Annotated in this window: 20 protein-coding genes; 12 read left to right on the top strand and 8 right to left on the bottom strand. The window is 41.4% G+C overall.

Going from position 1 to position 25428, the window contains the following annotated elements:
* Nucleotides 1–128: 128 nt before the first annotated feature.
* Nucleotides 129–1325, bottom strand: a complete 1197-nt coding sequence (locus HC723_RS03380) for an acetate kinase (protein WP_190338211.1) — start codon at nt 1323–1325, stop codon at nt 129–131.
* Between the two features lie 349 nt (nt 1326–1674).
* Between HC723_RS03380 and yfbV the strand changes: the two genes are divergently transcribed.
* The 5 genes from yfbV (at nt 1675) to HC723_RS03355 (ending at nt 6834) form a co-directional block, all read left to right on the top strand.
* A complete protein-coding gene (gene yfbV, locus HC723_RS03375) occupies nt 1675–2124 on the top strand; it encodes a terminus macrodomain insulation protein YfbV (RefSeq protein ID WP_153447387.1) in 450 nt (149 codons plus the stop codon).
* 247 nt (nt 2125–2371) lie between these two features.
* Nucleotides 2372–3340, top strand: coding sequence for an ABC transporter substrate-binding protein (locus HC723_RS03370; protein WP_153447386.1), 969 nt, complete (start codon nt 2372–2374; stop codon nt 3338–3340).
* 167 nt (nt 3341–3507) lie between these two features.
* Nucleotides 3508–4440, top strand: coding sequence for an ABC transporter permease (locus HC723_RS03365; RefSeq protein WP_153447385.1), 933 nt, complete (start codon nt 3508–3510; stop codon nt 4438–4440).
* Nucleotides 4437–5231: an ABC transporter ATP-binding protein gene (locus tag HC723_RS03360; protein ID WP_190338210.1), complete on the top strand. Its 795-nt coding sequence runs from the start codon at nt 4437–4439 to the stop codon at nt 5229–5231. The genes HC723_RS03365 and HC723_RS03360 overlap by 4 nt, the downstream gene beginning before the upstream one ends.
* Nucleotides 5232–5361: 130 nt before the next feature.
* Nucleotides 5362–6834, top strand: a complete 1473-nt coding sequence (locus HC723_RS03355; RefSeq protein WP_190338209.1) for a sensor domain-containing diguanylate cyclase — start codon at nt 5362–5364, stop codon at nt 6832–6834.
* Here the strand turns inward: HC723_RS03355 and dusC are convergent.
* Nucleotides 6827–7774: a tRNA dihydrouridine(16) synthase DusC gene (gene dusC, locus HC723_RS03350; RefSeq protein WP_153447382.1), complete on the bottom strand. Its 948-nt coding sequence runs from the start codon at nt 7772–7774 to the stop codon at nt 6827–6829. The two genes, HC723_RS03355 and dusC, sit on opposite strands and share 8 nt — an antisense overlap.
* Nucleotides 7775–7951: 177 nt before the next feature.
* Here dusC and HC723_RS03345 point away from each other — a divergent pair, with 177 nt between their 5' ends.
* On the top strand, nt 7952–8608 hold the full coding sequence (locus HC723_RS03345) for a YecA family protein (RefSeq protein WP_190338208.1): 657 nt from the start codon (nt 7952–7954) through the stop codon (nt 8606–8608).
* Between the two features lie 527 nt (nt 8609–9135).
* Entirely contained in the window at nt 9136–10176 is a 1041-nt protein-coding gene (locus HC723_RS03340) for a porin (RefSeq protein WP_446751384.1), read from the top strand.
* A gap of 594 nt (nt 10177–10770) precedes the next feature.
* Here HC723_RS03340 and dsbB read toward each other — a convergent pair.
* A complete protein-coding gene (gene dsbB / locus HC723_RS03335; protein WP_153447379.1) occupies nt 10771–11295 on the bottom strand; it encodes a disulfide bond formation protein DsbB in 525 nt (174 codons plus the stop codon).
* A 134-nt stretch (nt 11296–11429) separates the two neighbouring features.
* Nucleotides 11430–13019, bottom strand: a complete 1590-nt coding sequence (nhaB, locus tag HC723_RS03330) for a Na(+)/H(+) antiporter NhaB (RefSeq protein WP_190338206.1) — start codon at nt 13017–13019, stop codon at nt 11430–11432.
* 510 nt (nt 13020–13529) lie between these two features.
* On the opposite strand from nhaB, the gene fadR reads away from it, so the two are divergent.
* The gene (fadR, locus tag HC723_RS03325; protein ID WP_153447377.1) at nt 13530–14369 is read left to right on the top strand and encodes a fatty acid metabolism transcriptional regulator FadR; all 840 of its coding nucleotides are present in this window, start codon (nt 13530–13532) and stop codon (nt 14367–14369) included.
* 24 nt (nt 14370–14393) lie between these two features.
* On the opposite strand, the gene HC723_RS03320 is transcribed toward fadR, so the two are convergent.
* The gene (locus tag HC723_RS03320) at nt 14394–15218 is read right to left on the bottom strand and encodes a hypothetical protein (protein ID WP_190338205.1); all 825 of its coding nucleotides are present in this window, start codon (nt 15216–15218) and stop codon (nt 14394–14396) included.
* 159 nt (nt 15219–15377) lie between these two features.
* Nucleotides 15378–17441 (bottom strand): methionine--tRNA ligase, encoded by a 2064-nt coding sequence (gene metG / locus HC723_RS03315; protein ID WP_153447375.1) that lies wholly within the window; start codon nt 17439–17441, stop codon nt 15378–15380.
* 247 nt (nt 17442–17688) lie between these two features.
* Between metG and apbC the strand changes: the two genes are divergently transcribed.
* The 4 genes from apbC to HC723_RS03295 all read left to right on the top strand — a co-directional run bounded on the left by apbC (nt 17689) and on the right by HC723_RS03295 (nt 22671).
* Entirely contained in the window at nt 17689–18789 is a 1101-nt protein-coding gene (apbC, locus tag HC723_RS03310; RefSeq protein ID WP_190338204.1) for an iron-sulfur cluster carrier protein ApbC, read from the top strand.
* Nucleotides 18790–19026: 237 nt separating this feature from the next.
* Nucleotides 19027–19668 (top strand): uridine kinase, encoded by a 642-nt coding sequence (udk, locus tag HC723_RS03305; RefSeq protein ID WP_153448181.1) that lies wholly within the window; start codon nt 19027–19029, stop codon nt 19666–19668.
* 49 nt (nt 19669–19717) lie between these two features.
* The gene (dcd, locus tag HC723_RS03300) at nt 19718–20299 is read left to right on the top strand and encodes a dCTP deaminase (protein ID WP_153447373.1); all 582 of its coding nucleotides are present in this window, start codon (nt 19718–19720) and stop codon (nt 20297–20299) included.
* Between the two features lie 167 nt (nt 20300–20466).
* On the top strand, nt 20467–22671 hold the full coding sequence (locus HC723_RS03295; RefSeq protein WP_190338203.1) for an AsmA family protein: 2205 nt from the start codon (nt 20467–20469) through the stop codon (nt 22669–22671).
* A gap of 249 nt (nt 22672–22920) precedes the next feature.
* Here HC723_RS03295 and cobO read toward each other — a convergent pair whose 3' ends face one another.
* Complete coding sequence (cobO, locus tag HC723_RS03290; RefSeq protein WP_153447371.1) at nt 22921–23520, bottom strand: cob(I)yrinic acid a,c-diamide adenosyltransferase; 600 nt, start codon at nt 23518–23520, stop codon at nt 22921–22923.
* Nucleotides 23521–23648: 128 nt separating this feature from the next.
* Complete coding sequence (locus HC723_RS03285; protein ID WP_190338202.1) at nt 23649–25208, bottom strand: SulP family inorganic anion transporter; 1560 nt, start codon at nt 25206–25208, stop codon at nt 23649–23651.
* Nucleotides 25209–25428: the final 220 nt, after the last annotated feature.

Here is a 25428-nt window from a genome sequence, read left to right as displayed (position 1 = left end):
ATATTCCTCTAACTATTCCCTCATTGATTGAAGTGGTGACTTCAAGTTTTGAGGGTATATGTAAAATGGCAATGAGGGATTCATTAACCAGAAAGAAAACAGGCTAACCGAAGTTAGCCTGTTAGGTTTTATAGGCCAGTTAGGCGAGCAGTATCTTCTGCAATAACCAATTCTTCATTGGTTGAGATAACCATTGCTGGAATGCTGCTGTCATCTGCTGTGATAACACCTTCACCGCCGAAACGAGCAGCAAGGTTTTTGTCGTTATCTAGTTTGATACCAAAGATGCCAAGACGGTTAAGGACTTGCTCACGGATTGGACCAGAGTTTTCACCGATGCCACCTGTAAATATGATAGCGTCAAGACGACCATCTAAAGTCGCAGTGTAACCGGCAATGTATTTTGCTAGACGGTGACAGAAAACATCCATCGCACGTTTTGCTTCTGGCTTATCTTGGTAGTTGTCTTCAACAAAACGACAATCCGAAGTCACTTGAGTTAGACCTTGTAGGCCTGACTCTTTGGTTAGGATAGTGTTGATTTTTTCAACAGAGTAACCTAGTGCATCGTGCATGTGGAAGATGATCGCAGGATCAAGGTCACCACAACGTGTACCCATTACCAAACCTTCAAGCGGCGTTAAGCCCATTGAAGTATCAACAGATTGACCATTTTTGATAGCACAAACCGATGCGCCGTTACCGAGGTGACAGTTAATGATGTTAACTTGATCAACTGGCTTATCCATGATGTTTGCAACTTCACGGGTAATAAATAGGTGAGAAGTACCGTGCATACCGTAACGACGGATGCTGTTCTCTGTGTATAGGTTGTATGGAATCGCGTACAAGAACGCTTCTTCCGGCATTGTTTGGTGGAATGCAGTATCAAATACAGCTACATTCTTAAGATTAGGGAATGCAAGTTTAGCCGCTTCAATACCTGCAATCGCTGCTGGGTTATGAAGAGGAGCAAGAGTAGTAACATCTTTAATTTCTTGCACAACAGCATCAGTAATAAGAACAGATGATGTGAATTTTTCACCACCATGTACAACGCGGTGACCAATTGCCGCCACGCCTTCGCCTAATTCAGGCTTAGAAGCTAGGATAGTATCTACGATAAATTTAAGTGCTTCAGCGTGCGCAGCACCATTACCTAGTTGAGCTTCATGCTTTCCATCGAGCTTCCATTTAATACGAGCTTCTGGAAGGCCTAAACATTCAGAAAGGCCGGTAAGAAGTTCATCGCCAGACTCCGCATCAACGATTGCAAATTTAAGTGAAGAACTACCGCAGTTTAAAACTAGGACTAGCTTTGACATGAGTGAATACCTGTATTCGTTCAGAAAATTAACTGTAATGAAATAAAACAATTCAAAAATAGACGACAACCAAGGATAGTCGTATTATTCTTAAATAGGTAACGCATTACGATAACAACCGCCATAACAACGGATTGTGGTAAGAAATGCGTTAGTACTAAAAACGATTTATGCGATTTACATCACCATAACCACTGCAAAAAAATGCAATGTAAGGTTGTAATCGCGTAAAGGATAACGATTATAGCGTAAGATAACAAAAAAAAGTTGTATCAATATTAACTTTAATCAATTTTTTACAGTTATTTTTTAATTGTTATAAAATTTTTTTAGCAAAAGGAAGGTTGGCATGAGTCGAGTAAGCTTTATACATCGATTTAAAGAGGGTCAACATTATATGGATCACTGGCCAGTTCGCAAAGAATTGGCGCCTATGTTTCCAGAACAACGTATGATCAAAGCAACTCGTTTTGGCATTAAAGTGATGCCGGCAGTGGCGGCGATAAGTATTTTGCTACAAATGACGTTTAATAACCAAGCCGCGATGCCGCAAGCGATTGTGATCGCATTGTTTGCTATTAGTTTACCTTTACAAGGGATTTGGTGGCTAGGAACACGTTCCAACACACAATTACCACCAAGTTTAGCCAACTGGTATCGCGAGTTGTATCAAAAAGTCGCCGAGTCCGGGATCGCGCAAGAACCGATCAAGCCTCAACCGCGCTATAAAGAATTAGCTAGCATGTTAAAGCGTGCTTTTAAACAACTGGATGAAGCGACATTAGAACGTTGGTTTTAATCGCAATCGCCTAGCAACCCCATATCTAACGCTCATATCTAACACCCCAGTATTTTTTGCTAATCAAAGCCTCAATGACCTAGTTCTCTTATGAATTAGTGCTTGGGGCTTTATTGTTACGGTAATGTGAACTCAAAGACTTCCTTTTTTTGTTATTAGCTGATAATAATGTATTAATCACTGCCATTAATGGTAGTGATTAATGATAACACAGATACAACACAAATTGCTGGATCAAGGAGTTAAGATGAAAGCAAAAAACATTATTGCAACAGCGGCATTAGCTGGGGCGGCATTATTGTCATCGACAGGTGTATTAGCAAAAACAGTGAAAGTGGATGTATCACAAATTGTTGAACACCCTGCGCTGGATGCCACTCGTAACGGTTTGATCGATGGATTAAAATCGCACGGTTACGAGCAAGGTAAAAATCTTGAACTAGAATATCGCACTGCGCAAGGAAATCCTGCCATAGCCTCACAGATTGCCCGTCAGTTTGTTGGGAATGAACCTGATGTGTTAGTGGGTATTGCCACGCCTTCCGCACAAGCATTGGCAGCAACCACCAAGAATATTCCGATTGTCTTTACCGCGGTTACCGACCCAGTTGAAGCAAAGTTGGTCAAGTCGTTAGATAACCCTTCTGGCAATGTTACTGGTCTGTCGGATATGTCACCGATTGCTCAGCATCTTGATTTAGCCAAAGAGCTTATCCCAACCCTAAAAACCATTGGGGTAGTGTATAACCCAGGCGAAGCCAATTCAGTGGCGTTAATGACAGTACTGAAAAAAGAAGCGGCGACTCGTGGCATTGAGATTGTAGAGAGTACTGCGCTAAAGAGTGCGGATGTACAATCGGCAACTCAAGCGATCGTGGCAAAGTCTGATGTAATCTACGCCATGATTGATAATACCGTTGCCAGTGCGATTGATGGCATGATTGCCGCAGCAAACCAAGCCAAAAAACCGGTATTAGCAGCCTCTGTTACTTATGTTGACCGTGGTGCGGTGATTGGTTTAGGCGCAGATTACTATCAAATCGGGATACAAACCTCTGACTATGTGGTATCGATTTTGGAAGGCAAGAAACCCAATGAGTTACCGGTGCATGTTGCCAAAGCATCAGAGCTTATTATTAACCCAGCGGCAGCTAAAAAATTGGGTGTCACTATCCCAACCACGATTGTTGATCGCGCTAAGGTATTCAAAAAATAGTGCGCCAATAAAGGAGGTGAGTTGGAGATATATTCCAACCACCTGCTCGTTTTATATGCCCAGATGAAAGGGTGTATTGTTATTTAGCATACCTTAACAATTTAAGGTGTTGTATCACTCTACTGAGTATGGATTGCGTAGAGTGAATAAGCAGAAAAGGAGTAGTTATGTCTGCTTTTGCCTTCTATGGCGCGTTAGAGTTAGGCCTTGTATATGGCTTAGTGGCTTTGGGCGTTTACATTACTTTTCGAGTTCTCGATTTTCCCGATTTAACCGTTGATGGTAGTTTTCCGATGGGCGCTGCAGTAGCCGCGACGGCTTTAGTGGCGGGCGTTAATCCTTGGGTCGCTACAGGGCTGGCTTTTTTTGTCGGCAGTTTGAGTGGCCTAGTAACGGCTTTTCTCGCGGTTCGCTGTGGTATCCTTCACTTATTAGCTTCCATCTTGACCATGCTAGCCGCTTTTTCGATAAATATCCGTATTATGGGAAGGCCTAATCTTTCTCTATTAGGGGAAGAGACGATTTTTACTCCACTAGAAGCGTTCGGAGGCGATTTATTTATTCGTCCTTTAGCGGTGGCGGTTGTGGTTGTGGTGGCAGGATTATTAGTCATCCGGTTGTTAAACAGTGATTTTGGTTTAGCGTTAAGAGCCACTGGGGTGAATGCTCGTATGGTGTCGGCTCAAGGCGCTAGTACAGCGTTTTATACTTATTTTGGATTAGCACTATCCAATGGCTTGGTTGGCTTTGCTGGCGCTCTTTTAGCGCAAACCAGCGGTTTTGCCGATGTCACTTCTGGCGCAGGAACCATAGTGGTTGGTTTAGCTGCGGTGATTTTAGGTCAAACACTTATTCCTAGTCGTAAGATCTGGGTCGCAGTAGTGGCGGTAATTGTGGGGTCGGTGCTCTATCGTATTGCGATTCAATTTGCACTCAATACCGGCATGTTTGGTATGAAAGCGTCTGATCTTAATTTAGTCACCGCGTTATTAGTTGCGGTAGCCCTTGTTGCACCAAAAATAAAAAGCAGTATGAAAGCAAAAAAGGCAGCCAAACTCGCCATTATACAAGCGTCAGATGCCAATAAGGAGTCACTATGATTGAGCTAAAAAATATTGAAGTGACCTTCAACCCTGGCAGTATTTTAGAAAATAAAGCATTGCGTAAAGTGTCACTTAAAGTGCCGCAGCATCAGTTTCTTACTGTTATTGGTTCTAATGGTGCGGGTAAGTCGACTTTATTAGGCGCTGTGACAGGTGAAACGCCGATGATCGGTGGCCAAGTTCAGATTGATAATGTCGATGTGACTAAGAAATTGGTGCATCAACGCGCTCAAATGTGTGCGCGGGTATTTCAAGATCCGTTGGCGGGAACCTGTGGCGATCTGACCATTGAAGAAAATATGGCGATTGCTTATTCACGGGGTAAGCGACGCGGGTGGAATATGGCATTGTCTGCTTCACGTCGTAAAATATTTCAAGATCGCATTAGTATTTTAGGTTTAGGCTTAGAAGATCGCTTAGGTGACAATATTGGATTGCTTTCTGGCGGCCAACGTCAAGCGGTGAGTTTGGTGATGGCAACCTTATCGGAGAGCAAACTGTTACTGCTTGATGAGCATACCGCCGCGCTTGATCCTCGGATGGCAGCGTTTGTGATCGATCTAACCAAAACAGTAGTTAAAGAGTTTAATTTGACTGCCATGATGGTGACTCACTCGATGAAAGATGCCTTGGCTTGTGGTGACCGCACCATTATGTTACATCAGGGCGAGATTGTACTGGATGTCGATGGTGATAAACGTAAAGGGATGCAAGTTCCTGATCTATTAGAAATGTTTTCTAAAGTGAGAGGAGAGGAATTAAGCGATGACAGTTTGTTGCTGAGTTAACTAAAATGTAAGTAATGATGGTACAATCGGTTGCGCCATCATTACTATCTCTCTCTTTAATTCACTGCTATTTAACTGATTAGACATCTGATATAGTGTTTTAGTCTAACTTTTTGGTGTCTCCTTTTTTATGTATCATCAATCGAAAATCACCTATAAAACTGCTATTTTAGCGCCTTTAGCATTAGCTTTAGTGATGGTTGCTATTTTGGCGCTAAATTACGCCAAAAGCTTAGACGAAGAAGTGAATATTGAATATGGCCGAATGACTAGTAAGCTGGAGCATTCGATTAAAGTGTTAGGGGCAACTAACTATATATTCTCAACATATTTCACCAATGGTAGCCCGAAAAGTACCCGTAATATCCCCTATAATCGCCAAACGGATAGTGAAGGTTTTTGTACTTGGTTTCCTAGTCAAGAAAAAATGCAATCCGCTTATCGCACTGATAACAAAAACGTCTTAAAAGTGAACTATGCCGTTAAAGGCTTAGAGGGCAGTTGCGATCCTAACAGCCCAGTCTATCAAGATATTGAGAGTAAATTGACCGTAGCCTCTTCGTTCTCATTTTTAAGTGAGTTGAAGCAGTACATTGCGGGTTTATATTATATTTCGCCGAAAGGTTATATGGTAGCCTCGCCAGCAGAAAATGTGCGTTTGCTGCATAAAAATGCAGTTCCGATTTTAACCCATAGAAACTATTGGCAAAATACCCAAGATGGCACTAATAATATTACTCTTACTGGTCCGCATAACGACGTTATATCTGGTAAACCAATATTGACGGTATCTACAGGGTTATATGATAACGATCAATTCGAAGGGGTGGTGATATTAGATATATTGATCTCAAAATTATCTCTCGCCTCAGAGCCTCTGAGTAAAAATATTCGCTTTAGCCCTGATGATGAGCGAGCCTTGCCAAGTGATGCACGGATGCCAAGACCGGTTTGGATTGAAGGGGTTAAAACTAATCAAGTGATGTATTTTCAATGGTCTTGGTTAGAAGAAGTACAAGACTTTTTCAATAATAATATCCAAAGATTAGTTGGGATTTTATTATTGTATATTTTTACCACCTCTATTTTTATTTATCTCAAACTGAATTACGAGCGACATTACTTCCGTGAACTGTCACTGCGTGATCCCATGACCTCATTGCTAAATCGTCGTGGACTAGAACTGGCATATAAAGGTGTGATCCAACAAGAATTTGAAGGTGTCGCAATCTTTGATATTGATGACTTTAAAACCATTAATGATACTTATGGTCATGATATCGGTGACGAAGTGATTTGTTATGTCGGCCAAGTTTTACACCGTAATACGCGCGCATCTGATGTTGTCTTGCGCTTTGGTGGTGAAGAGTTTGTGGTGTATATGCAAGGCAGTAATGAAACCAAGATTATCGATGCGCTGACCCGAGTTCAAAAAGAAATCACCAAAGGTTCACATCGAGTGATGAAAAGTGGTTTTTCAGTTTCAGGTGGCGTAATAATCAGACCAACTGGAGAAAAACATACCTTCGATTCATTATTAAAAGAAGCGGATGACAAGCTGTATGTTGCTAAGCAATCCGGTAAAAACAGAGTGATTATTTGATCTGATCTTTCAAAGCCTGAATATAATCAATAATCGGTTCAGCTTTGTTGAACCGACGGATATTACGGAATAAATCATCGGCTTGAGCGTATTCTTGGCGCAAGTAAGCTAACCATTGTTTAATCCGATTGGGGTAATATAACCCTTTATCGCCTTCGATCTCGTACATTGAATAGTCCAGCATTAGGTCAACCACTTTCTCCCACGCCATTACCGCTTGGTTATGTTTAACTACATTACCAAGATTGGGCACATTAAACGCGCCTCGGCAGACCATTAAGGCATCGGCTTTGGTTTGCGTTAAGCAGTCTTGTCCATCTTGATAATTCCAAATCTCCCCATTGGCAATAATCGGCAGTTGGCACCGTTGCTTGATTTGTTCGATATATTCCCACTTAATTTCACTGGCTTTATAACCGCCCATTTTGGTGCGGGCATGAACGGTCAGTTCTGTCGCACCGGCTTGTTCAATTGCATCGACAATCTCAAAACAATCTTGTGGATCTTCCCAACCTAAGCGGATCTTGGCGGATACTGTAATATCTTTTGGAATAGCATCACGGCAAGATTTTACTATTTGATAGATCAATTCGGGGTGTTGTAACAGTGCTGCGCCACCTTTGCTTTTATTGACCATTTTAGCGGGGCAACCAAAGTTAATATCCATGCCATGAGAGCCTAACTCCACCGCGCGCACCGCATTTTCAGCCATCCAATTAGGATCTTGTCCCAATAACTGTAACCGAACTGGCGTACCCGAACGGGTGGTACAACCATGCAATAATTCAGGGCAAAGCCGAGTAAAAACATGTTCCGGTAAGAGGCGATCCACCACACGCACAAATTCGGTTACGCATAGGTCATAATCATTAAGATTGGTGAGTATTTCTCGCATTAAGTGATCGAGAACCCCCTCCATTGGACCAAGAATAACGCGCATAGTGAACCTCAAATATATAACAGCGAAGAAAAGAGGCGAGATTGTAGAGGCAAAGCTGGGAAATGTCACTGGCTAGCGTGATCTTATAGTGGCAACGTTCATTGGGTTACTGGGTTTTTAATGGCTGAACAAGGCGGAACTGGTACACTAAGCGAAAATTTAAACGAGATAATATTAATGAATGATTTAATCGATAATGAAACTGTGAGTAGCAGCCAGTATCTAGCCGAATTTTGGGAAGGGGTGATCTTAGCGGCTAATATGAGCCCAAAACCTTTAACACCAGAGCAGTGGATTGAACCACTAATAGCCGATATTGAAGCGGATACCAAACAAGCCTTAGTGACTCGCTTTGAACAACAATATGCTTATTTAATGGTGTCAGATTATGATTTATTCACGCTATTGAAAATCACGTTAACCGAGCCTTTAGGATCAGTGAATACTGATTTAGTGGATCATGCAGCCTTGCAAGCAACGGCACAGGGTTTTATGTCAATATGGCCAGTGGTGGAAAATGGTTGGGATCAAGCAGGACAAATTTCAGATGGTAGCGTGCGAATGCTACAGGCGTTATTGACTACTTTTATGTTGATTGTTGATCAAGAGCAAACACAACAACAAATGCAAGCAGCTGGCATAACAGAAGTGCCGTGTTTAAAACAAATGTTGCCGCAATTAAACTTGATGATTAACGAAGTTGCTCATAGTGCCAATGAATTAATGCAAGGTAAACAAGCACAGTACATCAATCCGTATAAAGGCTTGGGGCGAAATGATCCTTGTCCATGTGACAGTGGTAAGAAGTTTAAACAGTGTTGCGGTAAATTGTAATAAGTTTATTTTAAACAAACATACGTAATGATTGATTCTTTTTCTCTGTACATAGAAATATTTCCCATACGATAAAATCGCCTTATCTCAGTCAATGAAGGAGGCGGTTTTTTCTTAATAGCTATGAATTCATCGGTGAAACAAACCATTAGGTATAATCATTGTCGATATAGATCACACATTTAACCATAAATAAATAAAAAAAAAGCTAAATTACGATGGGGTTATTAAATAATTTAAAATCTTTTAATTCCAATAGTTTCTATTGTTATCAGTGTCTTACTGGTTTGTTGGCGTTTTTGACGAGATTTTTGATGAGATATTAGTATTTTTTACTTATCGAAATGGGAACTTTCACGTAAAAAGTACCCACACTGTTACCAATAAGCGTGTCTATACTGTTTTGGTGATAAAAAAGAATTCATGACTGCTAGAGAGCCAAATGTTAGTGGAAACCACTGACTTCAAGAAGTTCTCAACAGTTTAACTAGTAAGAAGATACCTTCTTAAATATTAGGATAATGACAATGAAAAAGACTCATATTGCTTTAGCTATCGCAGCTCTTGCTGCTGCTGCCGGCGCTAACGCTGCCACTGTTTACAAAAATGATTCTACTCAATTAGACATCGGTGGTCGTGCTGAATTCCGTGGTGACTTTATTGGTCAAGATAACGGCGCTAAAATTGACGGTACGATGCATAATGGCTCACGTTTCCGTATTAACGTTGGTGGTGAAACCAAAATTACTGATAGCATCTCAGGTATTGGTTTCTACGAAGCTGAGCAAGGTGTGAATTCATCTGGCGATAATAGTAACGATAATAATGGTTTTAACCTACGTTATGTATTTGCAGGTTTCAAAACCAACGTCGGTGATTTCACTTTCGGTCGTCAAGATACTTCTACCGTTATGATTTCTCAAATGTCAGATATCTCAACTTACTCTGGCGCGCAGAAAAACATGATCGCAGCTGGCGATGAGCAAGTAAATAACAACATTCAATATGCAGGCAATTTCCTAGATAATGATGCATTAACGGTTAAGGCCAACGTTATTTTAGGTGATAAAGATAATACTAACGGTTACGGTGTTGCTGCGAAATACACCCTGCCAATGGGTGTTGGGTTTGCGGTAGGTTATGCTTCAAACGGTATCGAAGATAATGCTGGCGTAGCTTATCGTGGTGATACAGCAGATCAAATTATTGCAGGTGTTAGCTATGGTGTAACTACTGAAGGTCTATACCTTGCAGCGACTTACACTAATGGTGATTTAAACTATAAACAAGATTTTGATGGTGTTGAAGCATCTGCGCAATACAAATGGAACAATGGTTTCCGCGTGATTGGTGCTTATGAAAACCAAGAAGCTGATAGCGATACCATTAATAACTGGTACGAATTAACCGGTGGTTATGACTTCACTCCAAATCTATACGCTTACGTTTCTTATAAACTAAACGGTCTTGATAAAGGCGATGCCACATTCAATGATTACCAAGTTTCTGGTGCGACACTTCGTGATGCTGAAGATAGCATGCGTCTAGGTCTTCTTTATACTTTCTAATTTGAGAGTATAAAAGGTAATATTTATTAACGTCAGCCTGAGTGCTGGCGTTTTTTTATGCCTGAAATTTAATCATCCTATCCAATCATTGTTAATGATGCTAACGGTCGTAGCCACTACTTGGTTATCTAATGTCAATTCCATTTAATATTTGATCAATTTGAATACGCTGAAAAGACGCTGATCCGTCCTGGCCGGTTGTGAAAAGGCCATCCATGACCTTTGACACTTTTCTCTGTACTCAATTTTGAACGATGATAAATTTATGCAATTGGTATAACCTCTCCCTGTTGGGTCTCTATGTGGGTTATTGCCTATTGCCATCTCTAATTTTTACCACTCCGCAGAGCTTTAAAAGCATCTGCCAGTATTTTAGAACCTAAGTGCTGTGGGATAATCCTGATATCGCTGATGGATACGAGGGATGAAACTAGCTTCACCCATTCACTCATTTATTCATTAACTCACAATGCGTCAAGCCAGGTGAGGTGATGCGTTCTCACTGTGAAGCGAACGTGACACAAAAAAAGACCCTATCAACCACGATTAATAACCGAAGCGATAGGGTCTTCTCAATTATGGTGTTGTAGGTGGCTATTTGGCTTTAGAAAACTGAGCTAAAATAATCACAGTGACCGCAATTAAGTTACAAGCAAAAATGACCACTAACCATTGTGGCATTGATAAGCTTAAAAATTGCCACACAATTTTAGAGCAATCGCCGGTAGGTTCAAACATCCATGGTGCCCATTGATTGAGCGGTGCCCAGTTTGGAAATTGCGGAAAAATATCGCAGGTCGAAAAAGGGGAAGGGTGGAGTTGAAAGCCAACGTGCTCACGGGCTAATTCAAACCCTCTAAAGGCGGTATATGCCCAACCTGCAAGCCCTATATAGCGCAGCATGGCGTTACGAGGGTTTATTAAACCAATCAAGGCTGCGCTTGCCACGCCTAACATCGCCACACGTTCGTATACGCACATAACACAGGGCGATAGCATCATAACGTGTTGGAAAAATAGTGCGCAAGATTCAAAGAAAATAATAAAAAGGAACAATATCAGCCATGCACGGCGCTGGAGTGAAAACTGTTTTAATGATGGTAGGAAAGACACGAACATATCCTTTTAGAGTCTAATAAAGTTATTGCTATTACTATGTTGGTATATAGATGGCAAAAAGCTCTGAAAGTTCAGAGCTTTGAATGCTTTTTATTAATAGCAATTATGAAACGACTTTTATCAATAGTAAACCATTAATGCCCTATTACGGGTGATCCCTGCGTCGCAATTTCAATTGTGGTGGTAGTGATCCAGCCAATATGATGGAAATAAGCGGTTAGAGGTTCTAATAAATACTGAATGCCAAGATAACCGACAATAGCCAGTACGATGGTATAGGGCAGTGCCATGATCACCATTCGGCCGTAGGACAATCGGATTAACGGTGCTAATGCTGAAGTAAGCAAGAATAAAAATGCAGCTTGACCATTTGGCGTGGCTACCGACGGCAAGTTAGTCCCGGTATTGATCGCAACTGCTAATAAGTCGAACTGTTTACGGCTGATAGCACCTTCAAGTAATGCGGTTTTGACTTCATTAATATAGACGGTTCCAACAAAGACGTTATCCGATACCATCGACAGTAAACCATTGGCGATATAGAACATCGAGATTTGCTTGTTGCCTTCTAGCTCCAACACCGCATGGATGATCGGTTTGAATAGGTGCTGATCAATGATCACCGCAACAATGGCAAAAAAGACGGCGAGTAATGCGGTAAAGGGCAACGCTTCTTCAAATGCTTTACCAAGCGCATGCTCTTCGGTGATGCCAGTAAATGAAGTGGCAAGAATAATAACGGATAAACCAATCAAACCAACTGCGGCTAGGTGCAAGGCTAAACCGGCGATCAACCATACGGCGATAATGCCTTGAACATACAGTTTGGCAATATCTTGCTTAGTACGTTTCTTTTGTTCTTCTTGATCAACTTCTAGCAATATAGTGCGCACGTTATCAGGCAGTTCAGCGCCATAGCCAAATATTTTAAACTTTTCAACTAAAATACAAGTGATGATACCGCACACAAATACAGGGACGGTAATCGGTGCCATACGCAAAATGAATTCGCCAAATCCCCAACCTGCTTGGTCTGCAATGATCAAGTTTTGCGGTTCACCCACCATAGTCATTACGCCGCCAAGCGCAGTACCGACGCCCGCATGCATCAATAAAGAGCGTAAAAAGGCGCGGTAATCTTCTAAATCGGTACGAGTAATATCCGGCACCATTTCATCGGTAGTATGATCATGATGTTGTGAATTCGGGTTCGATACAACGCGGTGGTAGATGGCATAAAAACCAATCGCCACACTAATGATCACGGCGATCACCGTTAAGGCATCTAAGAAAGCAGAAAGAAAAGCGGCCGTAACACAAAATGCAACTGATAAAAGAATTTTTGAACGCACGCTGAGTAAAATTTTGGTAAACATAAACAACAACAGTTGTTTCATGAAGTAGATACCGGCCACCATAAAGATAAGCAGTAACAAAACCTCAATATTAGCGGCAAGTTCATGTTTTACTTGCTCGGCACTGGTCATGCCAATCGCAACCGCTTCAATCGCCAGTAGGCCACCTGGTTGTAATGGGTAACATTTTAATGCCATTGCTAAAGTGAAAATAAATTCAGCGACTAGTAACCAACCAGCCGTAAAGGGATCGATCAGAAAGAATACGAATGGGTTAATTATTAAGAAAGCAATGATGGTTAATTTGTACCAATCAGGTGCTTTACCAAGGAAGTTCTTAGTAAATGCTCGTCCTAAGCTCATGGTCATGGTTATACTCTTTTTTCGATAAAAGTTGAAATCAGGTACTATTATGCCTGATTTTTAATTCAAAGTTGCCAATAAACTCAAATTTGCAAAGCTCATAAGCGTCAAGTAAGTCATATATTTCAAGTGTATAAATAACAAGGCAACCGTTCATAAAGCCGATTGTTTAAATTTAAACCAAAGGATACACATCAATAACAATTAGTAAACATTAATGGTTGAAATTATCGAACCACATAGATTTTTATATGAAATCAAAAGTAACACAATTAAATTGATACAATTTGTTTCTGAATCGAAGGCTTAATACTGTTGGAAACACCTCGATTTATAGCCGTTATAATACTCTCATTTATAATCAAGTCATATAATATTACAAATTAAAGCGTGAAATCTAATCATGTAAAATGAAAGACCAATAGTGTGACGAGGGTATATTGTAAGTTTTGTGTCAGTTGTAAGTAGTGGTATGATGAGTCGCATCGATACACCTCATTTGGACTCAGTGAATACATGGTCATTAAGGCAAAAAGCCCAGCAGGGTTTGCAGAAAAATACATTATTGAAAGTATCTGGAATGGCAAGTTTCCACCAGGTTCTATTTTGCCCGCAGAAAGAGAGCTTTCTGAGTTGATTGGCGTTACTAGAACGACGCTACGAGAAGTTCTGCAACGTCTGGCACGCGACGGATGGCTAACTATTCAACATGGTAAACCAACCAAAGTAAATAATTTTATGGAGACATCAAGTCTGCATATTTTAGATACTTTAATGACTTTAGATAGCGATAATGCCACCTCTATTGTTGAAGACCTTTTAGCCGCGCGCACCAGTATTAGTCCTATTTTTATGCGTTATGCGTTTAAATTAAACCCAGATGCTTGTATTAATACTTTAAATCGTGTGATCAGTTCATGTGAGTTAGCATTAAAGCATGATAATTGGGAAGCCTTTTTAGCCGAATCACCATACGCTGATAAAATTCGCTTAGCAGTGCGTGAAGAGAATGAAACCGATGACGCTAGACGTAATGCTATTTTGATGGCGAAAACCTTCAATTATTACGATTACATGTTATTTCAACGTTTAGCCTTTCATTCTGGTAATCAAATTTTTGGCTTTATCTTTAACGGTATCCGCAAGTTATACGATCGAGTGGGTGGGTTTTATTTTTCAAACTCAGAGGCTCGTCTATTAGCCTTGCAGTTCTACAAGCAACTGTTAGTGGTGTGTGAATCTGGTGATCGTGAGCAACTTCCCGCCCTTATCCGTGAATATGGTGTGGAAAGTGGTCAAATCTGGATGGTGATGAAAGAAAATCTACCGGTTAATTTCACCGAAGATGACAGTTAATCGATAGATTTTATGTTTAAACATTTAAGCCTGTTGAATATCAACAGGTTTTTTTTCGTCTGATGAACCCGCTATTGTCGGCAGAGGTAAGTACAATGATTCACATAGTGCAGAGATCACTTGATCATATAAAGTGAAGATCACGCTCGAGATCTCAGAAGACATTTGATATAAGTCTTCTTCGCATAATTTGGCAATATGAGAATTCTGCAATTGGGTCAGACGAGTCTCTTGCGCCATATCAACAAAGGTCAGTGGGCTTAATAAAGATAATTTATTTAAACGACGACTTAATGATTGTGCACTTCGTTCCAGTTTTATCTGACCTTGCTCTGAATTTTTATCAATAATCGCAATACGAAATTGCGTTAAGCTGTCTAAGCCATCAAAAACGTCGAGCCAATCACTGCTGTATTGTTCTATCAGATCCTCTTTACCCGATTCAGTTAGCCACATGATCATGGTTTCATCAATAAGATACAATGATTGCCTGATCAAACGTCCGTGCACGATTTGGTTGCGTGCTAAGTTAAATAACGCCCATTTTTGGTGCATAAGCTGAATTTGTTCTTGTAAAATTCGAAACTCAGAATGGGGATTAACACGATCTAGCTTTAGCTGTAGTTCACTAATGTTTGCTTCTGATATAGCGATGGTATCTGCCATATTGGCTGTGCCGTTAATATGCTGATGAGTCAGTTGGCGATGCTGACGTAGAAGCGCGACCAACTGGCGTAATAAGAAGATGGTTTGAAATCGAACTTGATGATTCTTTTGTCTTTTCTGTGCCAGTAAAAACAATAAGGCCATTATACCCAATGCGATTGCAATACATAGATAAGTAAACATAGCAGCTCCTACTTCATTTCGGCAAATACCCATTAAGTAGTAGCAATAATGATGCCAGATTGAACATTATAATCTTGAAATAAAAAGCCCCTCAACTAATATCGATTTAGCTAGGGGCCTTTAGGCGTTGGTTTAGATGTTAAATCATGCTTTACAAGATTACATTACTCGCATGCCTGGTTGAGCGCCTTCATGCGGCTCTAAAATCCACAGATCTTTTCCACCAGGACCCGCGGCTAAGATCATGCCTTCCGACATGCCAAACTTCATTTTACGAGGTTTAAGGTTGGCCACCATTACGGTTAACTTACCTTCAAGCTCTTCAGGGGTGTAAGCTGATTTAATGCCCGAGAACACTTGACGAATTTCGCCGCCAATGTCGAGTTGAAATTTAAGCAGCTTGTTGGCTTTAGGTACTGCTTCACATGAAATGATTTTAGCGATACGCATATCGATTTTAGCAAAATCATCAAATTCGATTTCATCGGCAACCGGTTCTTTATCTAGTTCAGTTTGAGCGCTCTGCTCGGCTTGTTCTTTCGCCGCCATTTCAACCGCTGCATCTTCTTTTGATGCTTCAACCATGGCTTCAACATGCTTAGGATCGATACGGTTAAATAATGCTTTAAACTTAGTCACTTCATGGTTAGTCAACGGAGTGGCCATGCCTTCCCACGTTAATGTATCGTTTAAGAAGTGTTCAGTACGCGCCGCCAATTCTGGCATTACAGGTTTTAGGTAAGTCATCAATACGCGGAATAAGTTAATACCGACTGAGCAAATATCTTGCAGTTCTTGATCTTTACCTTCTTGTTTGGCGATAACCCAAGGGGCTTTTTCATCCACATACTGGTTGGCTTTATCGGCCAATGCGGTGATTTCGCGGATGGCGCGACTAAATTCACGCGTTTCAAACGATTGAGCAATGCTGTCAGCGGCATCAACAAATTCTTGATATAACTCAGGCTCTGCAAAATTGCTTGATAACTTGCCATCAAAACGCTTAGCAATGAAACCTGCATTACGTGAGGCTAAGTTTACAATTTTGTTGACTACATCGGAGTTAACGCGTTGGGTGAAGTCTTCAAGGTTTAAATCAAGATCATCAATGCGGCTGTTGAGTTTTGCGGTGTAGTAATAACGCAGACACTCAGGGTCTAAATGCTGTAAATAAGTGCTGGCTTTAACAAAGGTGCCTTTTGACTTAGACATTTTGGCGCCATTGACGGTGACATAACCATGAACAAATACATTGTTTGGTTTACGGAAACCGGCGCCATCTAGCATTGCTGGCCAAAATAGGCTGTGGAAGTAGACGATGTCTTTGCCAATGAAGTGGTAAAGCTCAGTGGTGCTGTCTTTTTTCCAGTATTCATCAAAGTTAAGCGTGGTGTCACCAGCGGCTGCGCGTTTATCACATAGGTTTTTAAATGAGCCCATGTAGCCGATCGGCGCATCAAGCCAGACGTAGAAGAATTTGTTCGCTTCACCTGGGATCTCAAAACCAAAGTAGGGCGCATCACGTGAGATATCCCATTGTTGCAAGCCGGATTCAAACCATTCTTGCATCTTGTTGGCGGTTTCAGTTTGCAGTGAGCCAGAACGAGTCCACTCTTTTAACATCGCTTGAAATTGCGGTAGGTCGAAGAAGAAATGCTCCGAATCTTTCATGACTGGAGTCGCGCCAGAAACCGCCGATTTTGGATTAATAAGATCGGTTGGGCTGTAAGTTTCGCCGCAGTTGTCACAGTTGTCGCCATATTGGTCTTCGGCTTTACATTTCGGGCAAGTGCCTTTAACGAAACGATCAGGTAGAAACATTTCTTTTTCAGGATCGAAAAGCTGAGAAATAGTACGGCTAGTGATAAATCCGTTTTCTTTCAAACGCAGATAAATCATCGAGGCTAATTCGCGGTTTTCATCGCTGTGGGTGCTGTGGTAGTTATCAAAACTAATATTAAAACCGGCAAAATCGGTTTGGTGTTCTTGTTGCACTGCGGCGATCATTTCTTCTGGTTTAATACCCAGTTGTTGAGATTTCAACATGATTGGTGTGCCGTGGGCATCATCGGCGCAAATAAAGTTAATGGTGTTACCACGTAGGCGCTGATAGCGAACCCAAACATCCGCTTGAATATGTTCTAACATGTGGCCAAGGTGAATTGAGCCATTAGCATAAGGAAGGGCACAGGTTACGAGAATTTTTCTTGGGTCAGTCGCCATTATTATTCACTTCTTAATTCTTTGATAGGAGGCTATAAATTCGTATTTTAGGGTTAACTAAGTCGAACTCGCCATAAACTTGTTAAGATTCTACCTTATGCAAGCCATGACTCCAAGAAACCCGTCCGGTAAACGATGATATTTTTCTATTTTGGTAACGAATTTTATTGCGACTCAAACTGCAACTGGCGGTAACTTGGGTATATACTGCTAGGATATTCAATTCATCAACTGAGTTCGAGGTCGCATGTCTTTATTTTCTTCAAAGTCTTCATCAAGTGAGCCGTTATTGCCATCCGTATTAAGCCAATGGTTAAATCAATTTGAACATCCTCAACTTATACCTCAATGGGCTGATACGGCAGGTTTAATTGCGTTAAAACCCGATGAAAGTGTTGTGGTCACACTGCCTTTTTATGCTCAAGGGCTACAAAGCCAATTAAAAGCATGGATTGAAGAGCAAAAAGTACAACATGATGATTTGCCTGTGATCGAGGTGGTCACGAAAGTGAAAACCATGAAAGCCACCAATGCCACGCCAGTTAAAGGCGTTAAAAATATTATTGCGATCACATCGGGCAAAGGTGGGGTGGGTAAATCGACCACAGCGGTTAATTTTGCGCTGGCACTGCATAAATTGGGCGCAAAAGTTGGCTTGCTCGATGCTGATATTTACGGTCCATCGGTGCCATTAATGCTTGGCACGCAAGGCAAAAAACCGGCGGTTGTGGATAATAAATGGATGCAACCAGTAGAAGCGCATGGTTTATACACTAACTCGGTGGGGTATTTAGTGGCGCAAGATGATGCGGCAGTTTGGCGTGGCCCAATGGCGTCAAAAGCATTAGCCCAAATTTTAAATGAAACCCAATGGCCCGAGTTGGATTACTTAGTGATCGACATGCCACCAGGCACTGGTGATATCCAACTAACTCTCTCTCAACAGATACCTGTGACTTCTGCGTTAGTTGTTACCACTCCTCAAGATCTAGCATTAGCCGATGCCGTCAAAGGGGTCGCGATGTTTGATAAAGTCGGCGTTCCTGTGTTGGGCGTGATTGAGAATATGAGTTATCACATTTGCTCAAACTGTGGTCATCATGAAGCGTTATTTGGTCAAGATGGTGCCAAGAAAATGGCGCAAGATATGGATCTCGCGTTATTGGCACAAGTACCGCTGCATATTGATTTACGCAGTGATATCGATAATGGTTGCCCAACCGTTGCCGCCAAACCAAGCAGTGAACATGCGCAGATTTATATTGAATTGGCGGCGCAAGTGAGTTGTCGATTATTTTGGCAAGGCGATCCTGCGCCAGAAGCGATTTTATTCACCGAAGTAAAATAATAAACATAAAGAAATGAAAGCACCTAGATAGGTGCTTATTTTTTATTCTTTTTTCCCTCACTTAAACCATTTCGTCGTTAAAGAGGATATTTTGCGAGCATCGAGCTGGAGTTTTTTGCCAATACATGGCGAGCGACGCTGCCTTTTTAATGAAATCAGTATATAATCAAACGGTTTATTTGCCCTTAGGGGTTCCGTTATCATTGACCTTGGGTGCTTTACATGTCAGAACAACAAATACCTGAAACAAACAAATGTGTCATCGTCGGAATTGCCGGCGCGTCAGCTTCAGGGAAGAGCTTAATTGCTAGCACCATTTATAAAGAATTACGAGCCAAGGTTGGCGATCATCAAATTGGAGTGATCACAGAAGATTGCTACTACCGTGACCAAAGCCATTTGAGCATGGAAGAACGTGTTAAAACTAACTACGATCATCCCAGCGCGCTAGACCACGATTTGCTATGCGAACAATTACAACTATTGATGGCTGGTAGTGCAGTAGACATTCCAGAGTACAGCTATTCAGAGCATACTCGCACAAAAAACACCACTACCATGACACCTAAAAAAGTGATTATTTTAGAAGGAATTTTATTGCTGACTGAACCTCGTTTGCGTGACTTGATGCACGCGTCGGTATTTATGGATACGCCACTCGATATTTGTCTACTACGCCGCGTAAAACGTGATGTAGAAGAACGTGGCCGAACCATGGATTCAGTGTTAAAGCAATATCAAAAAACAGTCCGTCCGATGTTTATGCAATTTATCGAACCATCGAAACAACACGCGGATATCATCGTACCGCGCGGCGGAAAAAACCGTATCGCGATTGATGTTTTAAAAGCGCATATTGCCCGTTTATTAAAAGCTTAATTCATTATTTACGTCGTACCGATTGGCGTGAAACCAGGAGATAAAATCTGTGAGATTGTGTGATAGGGATATAAAGAAATACATGGCGGAAGGTAAAATCACCATGACGCCAGCCCCATCTGAAGATAGCATTAGTGGTTTAACAGTCGATGTTCGTTTAGGACATAAATTTAGAGTGTTTAATGACCATTGTGCGCCATACATTGATCTCTCAGGCAAGAAAGAACAAGTTACGGCTCAGCTTGAAAAAGTGATGAGTGATGAAATTGAAATCCCTGATGATGGTGAGTTCTTCTTGCACCCTGGCCAATTGGCACTTGCGGTGACTTATGAATCGGTCGATTTGCCGGCGAATATCGTGGGTTGGCTCGATGGTCGTTCTTCATTAGCTCGTTTAGGCTTAATGGTTCATGTGACGGCGCATCGGATTGATCCCGGTTGGTCTGGTCGTATTGTACTGGAATTTTACAACTCAGGCCGCTTGCCGTTAGCTTTAAAACCTATGATGCCAATCGGCGCATTGAGCTTTGAAGTATTATCAGGTGAAGCAGAAAAACCTTATAACAAGCGTGAAAATGCCAAATACAAGAATCAACAAGGCGCTGATGCGAGCCGTATCAACCAAGATTGATCCGAGTCCATTTAGAGTCACTTTAATTGTTTAAAAATTAATTGTTTAAAAATGGACTGCGGGATATGCAGCCATTTTGCTTAGCATTCATTATCATGCTCTGGCTTTCATCATGATAATGGACTGTCTTTGTCAGTCTTTTCATTTGTACTGTGTGAGGGATCTCCATGAAAAAAGTACTCATTTTCTTATCTGTTCCTATTATCGCCATTGGTATTGCCGTTCTGGCATTAGTTGTGTTCGTTAATCCTAATCAATTCAAACCTCTCATTATTGAACAGACCAAAGCGCAAACTGGTTTTGATCTTGTTATCGATGGTGATATTGAGTGGTCTTTCTTTCCGCATTTGGGTTTTACTATTGGCAAAACAGAATTACTTAATCCAAATGGCTTTAAGCGCCCGCAAATTGTCAAAATTGATTCAGTCGGTTTAGATGTATCTGTTCTACCATTGCTTGAACGCCGCTTAGATATTGGTGATATTAATCTTACTGGCGCTGATATTTTTATTCAGACTAAAAAAGATGGCAGTTCAAATCTTGATATCGCCAAGCAGTCTCTTGAACATAATGCTCAAGAAGAAAGTGGGCAACAAAATGAAACGCAGCAAGATTCGGAAAGTGGACCAACGCCAGACTCACCTGCCTCAGATCAAATAGGAAGTCAATGGACAGTAAGCCTCGCAGGTATTACGGTAAATAATGCAAAATTGGAAATGCTTGATCAACAAAAAGGCACCGAAATTGCGTTGTCTAATGTGAATTTTGCGTTATCGCAGTTTGCTTTTGATGAGTGGAGCCAAGCTGAATTTAGTTTGTCTGGCCGTAATAATAAGCAAACTTTTTCTGCGGCGGGCAAAACAGAATTCAAGCTTTCGCAAGACTTAAAAAATTATGAGCTACGCAATTTGGATACCCAGGCCTCGTTTAAAGACGGAGCGACCGATATCAAGAAGATTTCTTTACAACTGGCGACATTCAAATTTGATCAAGCCAATGAATTGAAGTTAGCGGTGCAAGGTAGCGCTTCTGGTATGAATATCGATATGACGCACAGTGCCAAATTGACGGTCAATAAAGCGATGTCGTTGGTTCGTTTAGATGATATGGATCTTAAAGCGAAGCTGGATGGAAAAACACTGCCACTAAGCCCGATGACGATTGCGATGAAATCATCACTCAGTTTTGATCTCAATAAGCAATATTTAGACTTGAAGTTAAATAAACTCACCGCCAATGATTTAGTCTTTGATGGTTCGACTCAAGTATCGTTAGCCGCCAGTATTCCTAAAATTGTGTTTGCTTTGCATAGCCCTGAGATTAATGTTGATGCATTATTAAAGCAAATGGAAGCGCCGCAACCAGCGGCAACAAAAACCGCTTCGGTTGATAGTAAAGACAAGACGTCTAAACAATCGACCTCTAAACAACAAGCACCTAAGCAACAGACAGCGACAAAATCGACATCGGCCACCGAACCCGATTTGAGTGCCACGCGGACGTTAGATGTCACAGGTAAAGTCACGATTGATAAATTGGTGGCCAGTAATGCAAAAATGCAAAATGTTGCCACTCAATTTAAAGTTAACCGTGGCGTGATTGACCTGCAACGCTTTGCAGCCAATTTATACCAAGGTTCTGTCTTAGCGACTGCGCACATTGATGCTCGTAAGTCGGTTGCCAGTTATAAAGTGCATAAGGTTGTTAAAGGTGTGCAAGTTCAACCGTTACTTGCCGATGTGTCAGAGATGGATTTTGTGTCAGGTACCGGCAATATCAATGTCGATGTGAGTGGTAAAAGCTTGATCCCCGACACCTTGAAAAAGAACCTTGCTGGCACAGTTAAAATAAGCTTCCAAGATGGTTCTTTATATGGTGTTAACTTACCGTATGAGTTCCGCAATGCCAAAGCGAAGCTAAAAGGTGAAACTATCGCAGCGGATAAAGTTAAGAAAACGGACTTTAGTGCATTAACTGCAACAATGAAGTTGTCAAAAGGGGTGATGACCACCAATAACCTGACGATGCAATCACCACTCTTACGTATTTTAGGCAGTGGACATGCCAACTATGTGAATGAGACGCTCGACTTCTTAGTCAAAACCTCGGTGGTTGGCAGCATGAAAGGTCAAGGCGGTAAAGATCTGGATGATCTTAAAGATCTGACTATTCCGGTCACGTTAAAAGGGTCGTGGGCCGCGCCAAGTGTCGGGATTGATCTTAAGTCTATGTTCAGTTCAGAGAGCAAACAAAAAGCGCAAAAAGAAATCAATAAAGGCATTGATAAGCTTTTAGGCTCTGATAAAGACTCCGATAAAAATAAAGAACTAAAAGAAGCCGCTGGTGGCTTGCTGAATAGCTTATTTAAATAAGCGGTAGTTGCCTTAGTTTAAAAGATAAAGCCCAGTTTGATCTTAATGAGCAAACTGGGCTTTTTATTGTTTATTAGTCCAATTCCATAAATTTAATGATCGTTCAAATTGAGTACAGAGAAAAGTGTCAAAGGCCATGGATGGCCTTTTCTCAAGCGACCAAGGACGGATCTGCGTCTTTTCGGCGTATTCAAACTGATCAAATATTAAATAGCATTGGTATTAGTATGATTTTAAGATACTGAACGCCTACCAATCTATCCCTTTACGAGCTTTAATGCCAGATTCGAAAGCATGTTTGACATTGCGCACCTCTGAGACGGTATCGGCAATTTCAATTAAGCGGCGATGGGCGGCGCGACCTGTGATGATCACCGATTGCATGGCAGGGCGGCTCTCAATCGCTGCGACAATCTCTTCAAGTTCAATATAACCATAAGTGACCATGTAGGTTATCTCATCTAATAACACCACATCTAGGAGGCTATCTTGCAGCATGCGTTGGCATTGTTTCCATATTTCTTGGGCGGCAAGTGTATCGGCGTTTTTATCTTGTGTTTCCCAGGTAAAACCGGTCGCCATTACATGAAATTCTACCCCTAGTTGTTCAAGTAGATTTTTTTCACCGTTATCCCAAGTGCCTTTAATAAACTGGGCAACGCCGCATTGTTGTTGATGGCCGACCGCGCGAGCCACCATTCCAAATCCAGACGTCGTTTTGCCTTTGCCGTTTCCTGTGATGACTAACACTAAGCCTTTTTCTTGTTTCGCGGCATCGATACGTGCATCCACCGCTTGTTTAAGCTTTTGTTGGCGCAGCTTATGTTGTTGGGTATTTTGATTAGGCATAAAGTCGTCCGTGAATAAATGATTGGGCAATGATAAAGCAAATCATCGTTTATAAAAATGTTTCAGCGATATAAAAATAAACCCAGCACAATGGCTGGGTTTGAATGAATTAGCAGAGATACCCGATATTAATCGGCGAGTAAATCAGTGATCACTTTATAAGTTGGATCTTCTTTTACGTTAATTTCCACTAAGCTGCCGGCTTTATGCAGCAAGGTGTGGCAATCTTGGCTTAGGTGACGTAAATGTAGAGTTTTACCTTGTTTAGAGTAACGCTCGGCAATGGTTTCAATCGCTTCAATTGCTGAATGATCCGCTACGCGTGACTGAGCAAAATCGACAATAACATCTTGTGGATCGTTTTGTGCGTCAAACAGATCGGTAAAATGTGAGGCAGAACCAAAGAAGATTGGACCGTTTATTTTATAAACTTTTGAGCCGTCTTTATCAATCGAAGAAACGGCATTGATGTGTTTCGCGTGTTGCCATGCAAACATTAATGCAGAAGCAACGACACCAACACCAACCGCAACCGCAAGGTCTGTCATCACGGTTACGGTAGTCACTAAGATAATGATAAAGAAATCTTGTTTTGGTACGCGACGAGCCAGTTTAAAGGTTGCCCATTCAAATGTGCCAATGACCACCATAAACATGACGCCAACTAATGCTGCTAATGGGATCATTTCAATCCACTTAGCAGTAAATAAAATAAAGCACAGTAGAGCAACCGCGCCAACAAAACCAGATAAACGACCACGTCCACCTGAGTTAATGTTGATCATCGATTGACCAATCATAGCGCAACCACCCATAGCGCCAAACACTGAACAAGTTAAGTTACCAATACCTTGACCGATACACTCACGGTTACCTTTACCACGAGTATTGGTCATTTCATCAACCACAGTTAATGTCAGTAGTGATTCAATCAGACCAATTGAGGCGATAATTAAGGCATAAGGGAAAATAATTTTCAGTGTTTCAAAAGTAAATGGTACAGCCGGAATGGCAAATTTCGGTAAATCACCCGCAAGTGTCGAGCTTGGATCGCCAGACATGGTACGTAAGAAATCGACCACAGTACGAGTATCAAAGTTAAACACTTGGGCAATCGCAGTTACCACAACAATCGCCACTAGGGACGAAGGGATAGCTTTGGTTAATTTAGGTAAAAAATGAATAATTGCCATAGTTAATGCAACAAGGCCCAACATGATCATCATTTGACCTTGTGGTAACCAAGTCATGATGCCATTGATATCAGGTGCTTTGAATTGACCTAATTGAGCGGTAAAGATCACAATCGCTAAGCCGTTAACAAACCCGATCATAACTGGGTGCGGTACGATACGGATAAATTTGCCCAGTTTTAAAATGCCGGCAGCAATTTGCAGTATGCCGACTAATAACACTGCGGCAAATAAATATTGTACGCCATGAACAGCGACTAAGCTGACCATAACAACAGCGGTTGCACCGGTTGCGCCTGAGATCATTCCAGGACGACCACCGAAGATGGATGTCATTAAACCCATAATGAAGGCGGCGTATAAACCAACCATAGGGTCAACGCCAGCAACAAAGGCGAAAGCGACAGCTTCAGGGACCAATGCTAAGGCGACGGTTAAACCAGATAGAACATCATTTTTGATAGATTGAGTAGAAATTTGTGGAAATTCGAACATGTATTCTCAGTTTTAGGTAAGGGAATAGCCACGTCATTAAACTGCAGAAACTGAGTGTTAAAAGATTACAGTTAACTCGGTGGGTGATTATACCAATCGTAGTAACTATCTGCTCATCCTTGCTGGTTAAAAATCTCGATAACTACGTTGTAAATTTTGATTGTAGAATACTACTAATCGAAAATTTACGCTTTGTTCTCAAGCTTTTTTCCTACGCAAT

Source organism: Vibrio sp. S11_S32 (genome assembly GCF_014694465.1).
Classification (GTDB): domain Bacteria; phylum Pseudomonadota; class Gammaproteobacteria; order Enterobacterales; family Vibrionaceae; genus Vibrio; species Vibrio algicola.
Note: the sequence above shows the minus strand (reverse complement) of the source record. Positions and strands in the feature narration are given on the sequence as shown.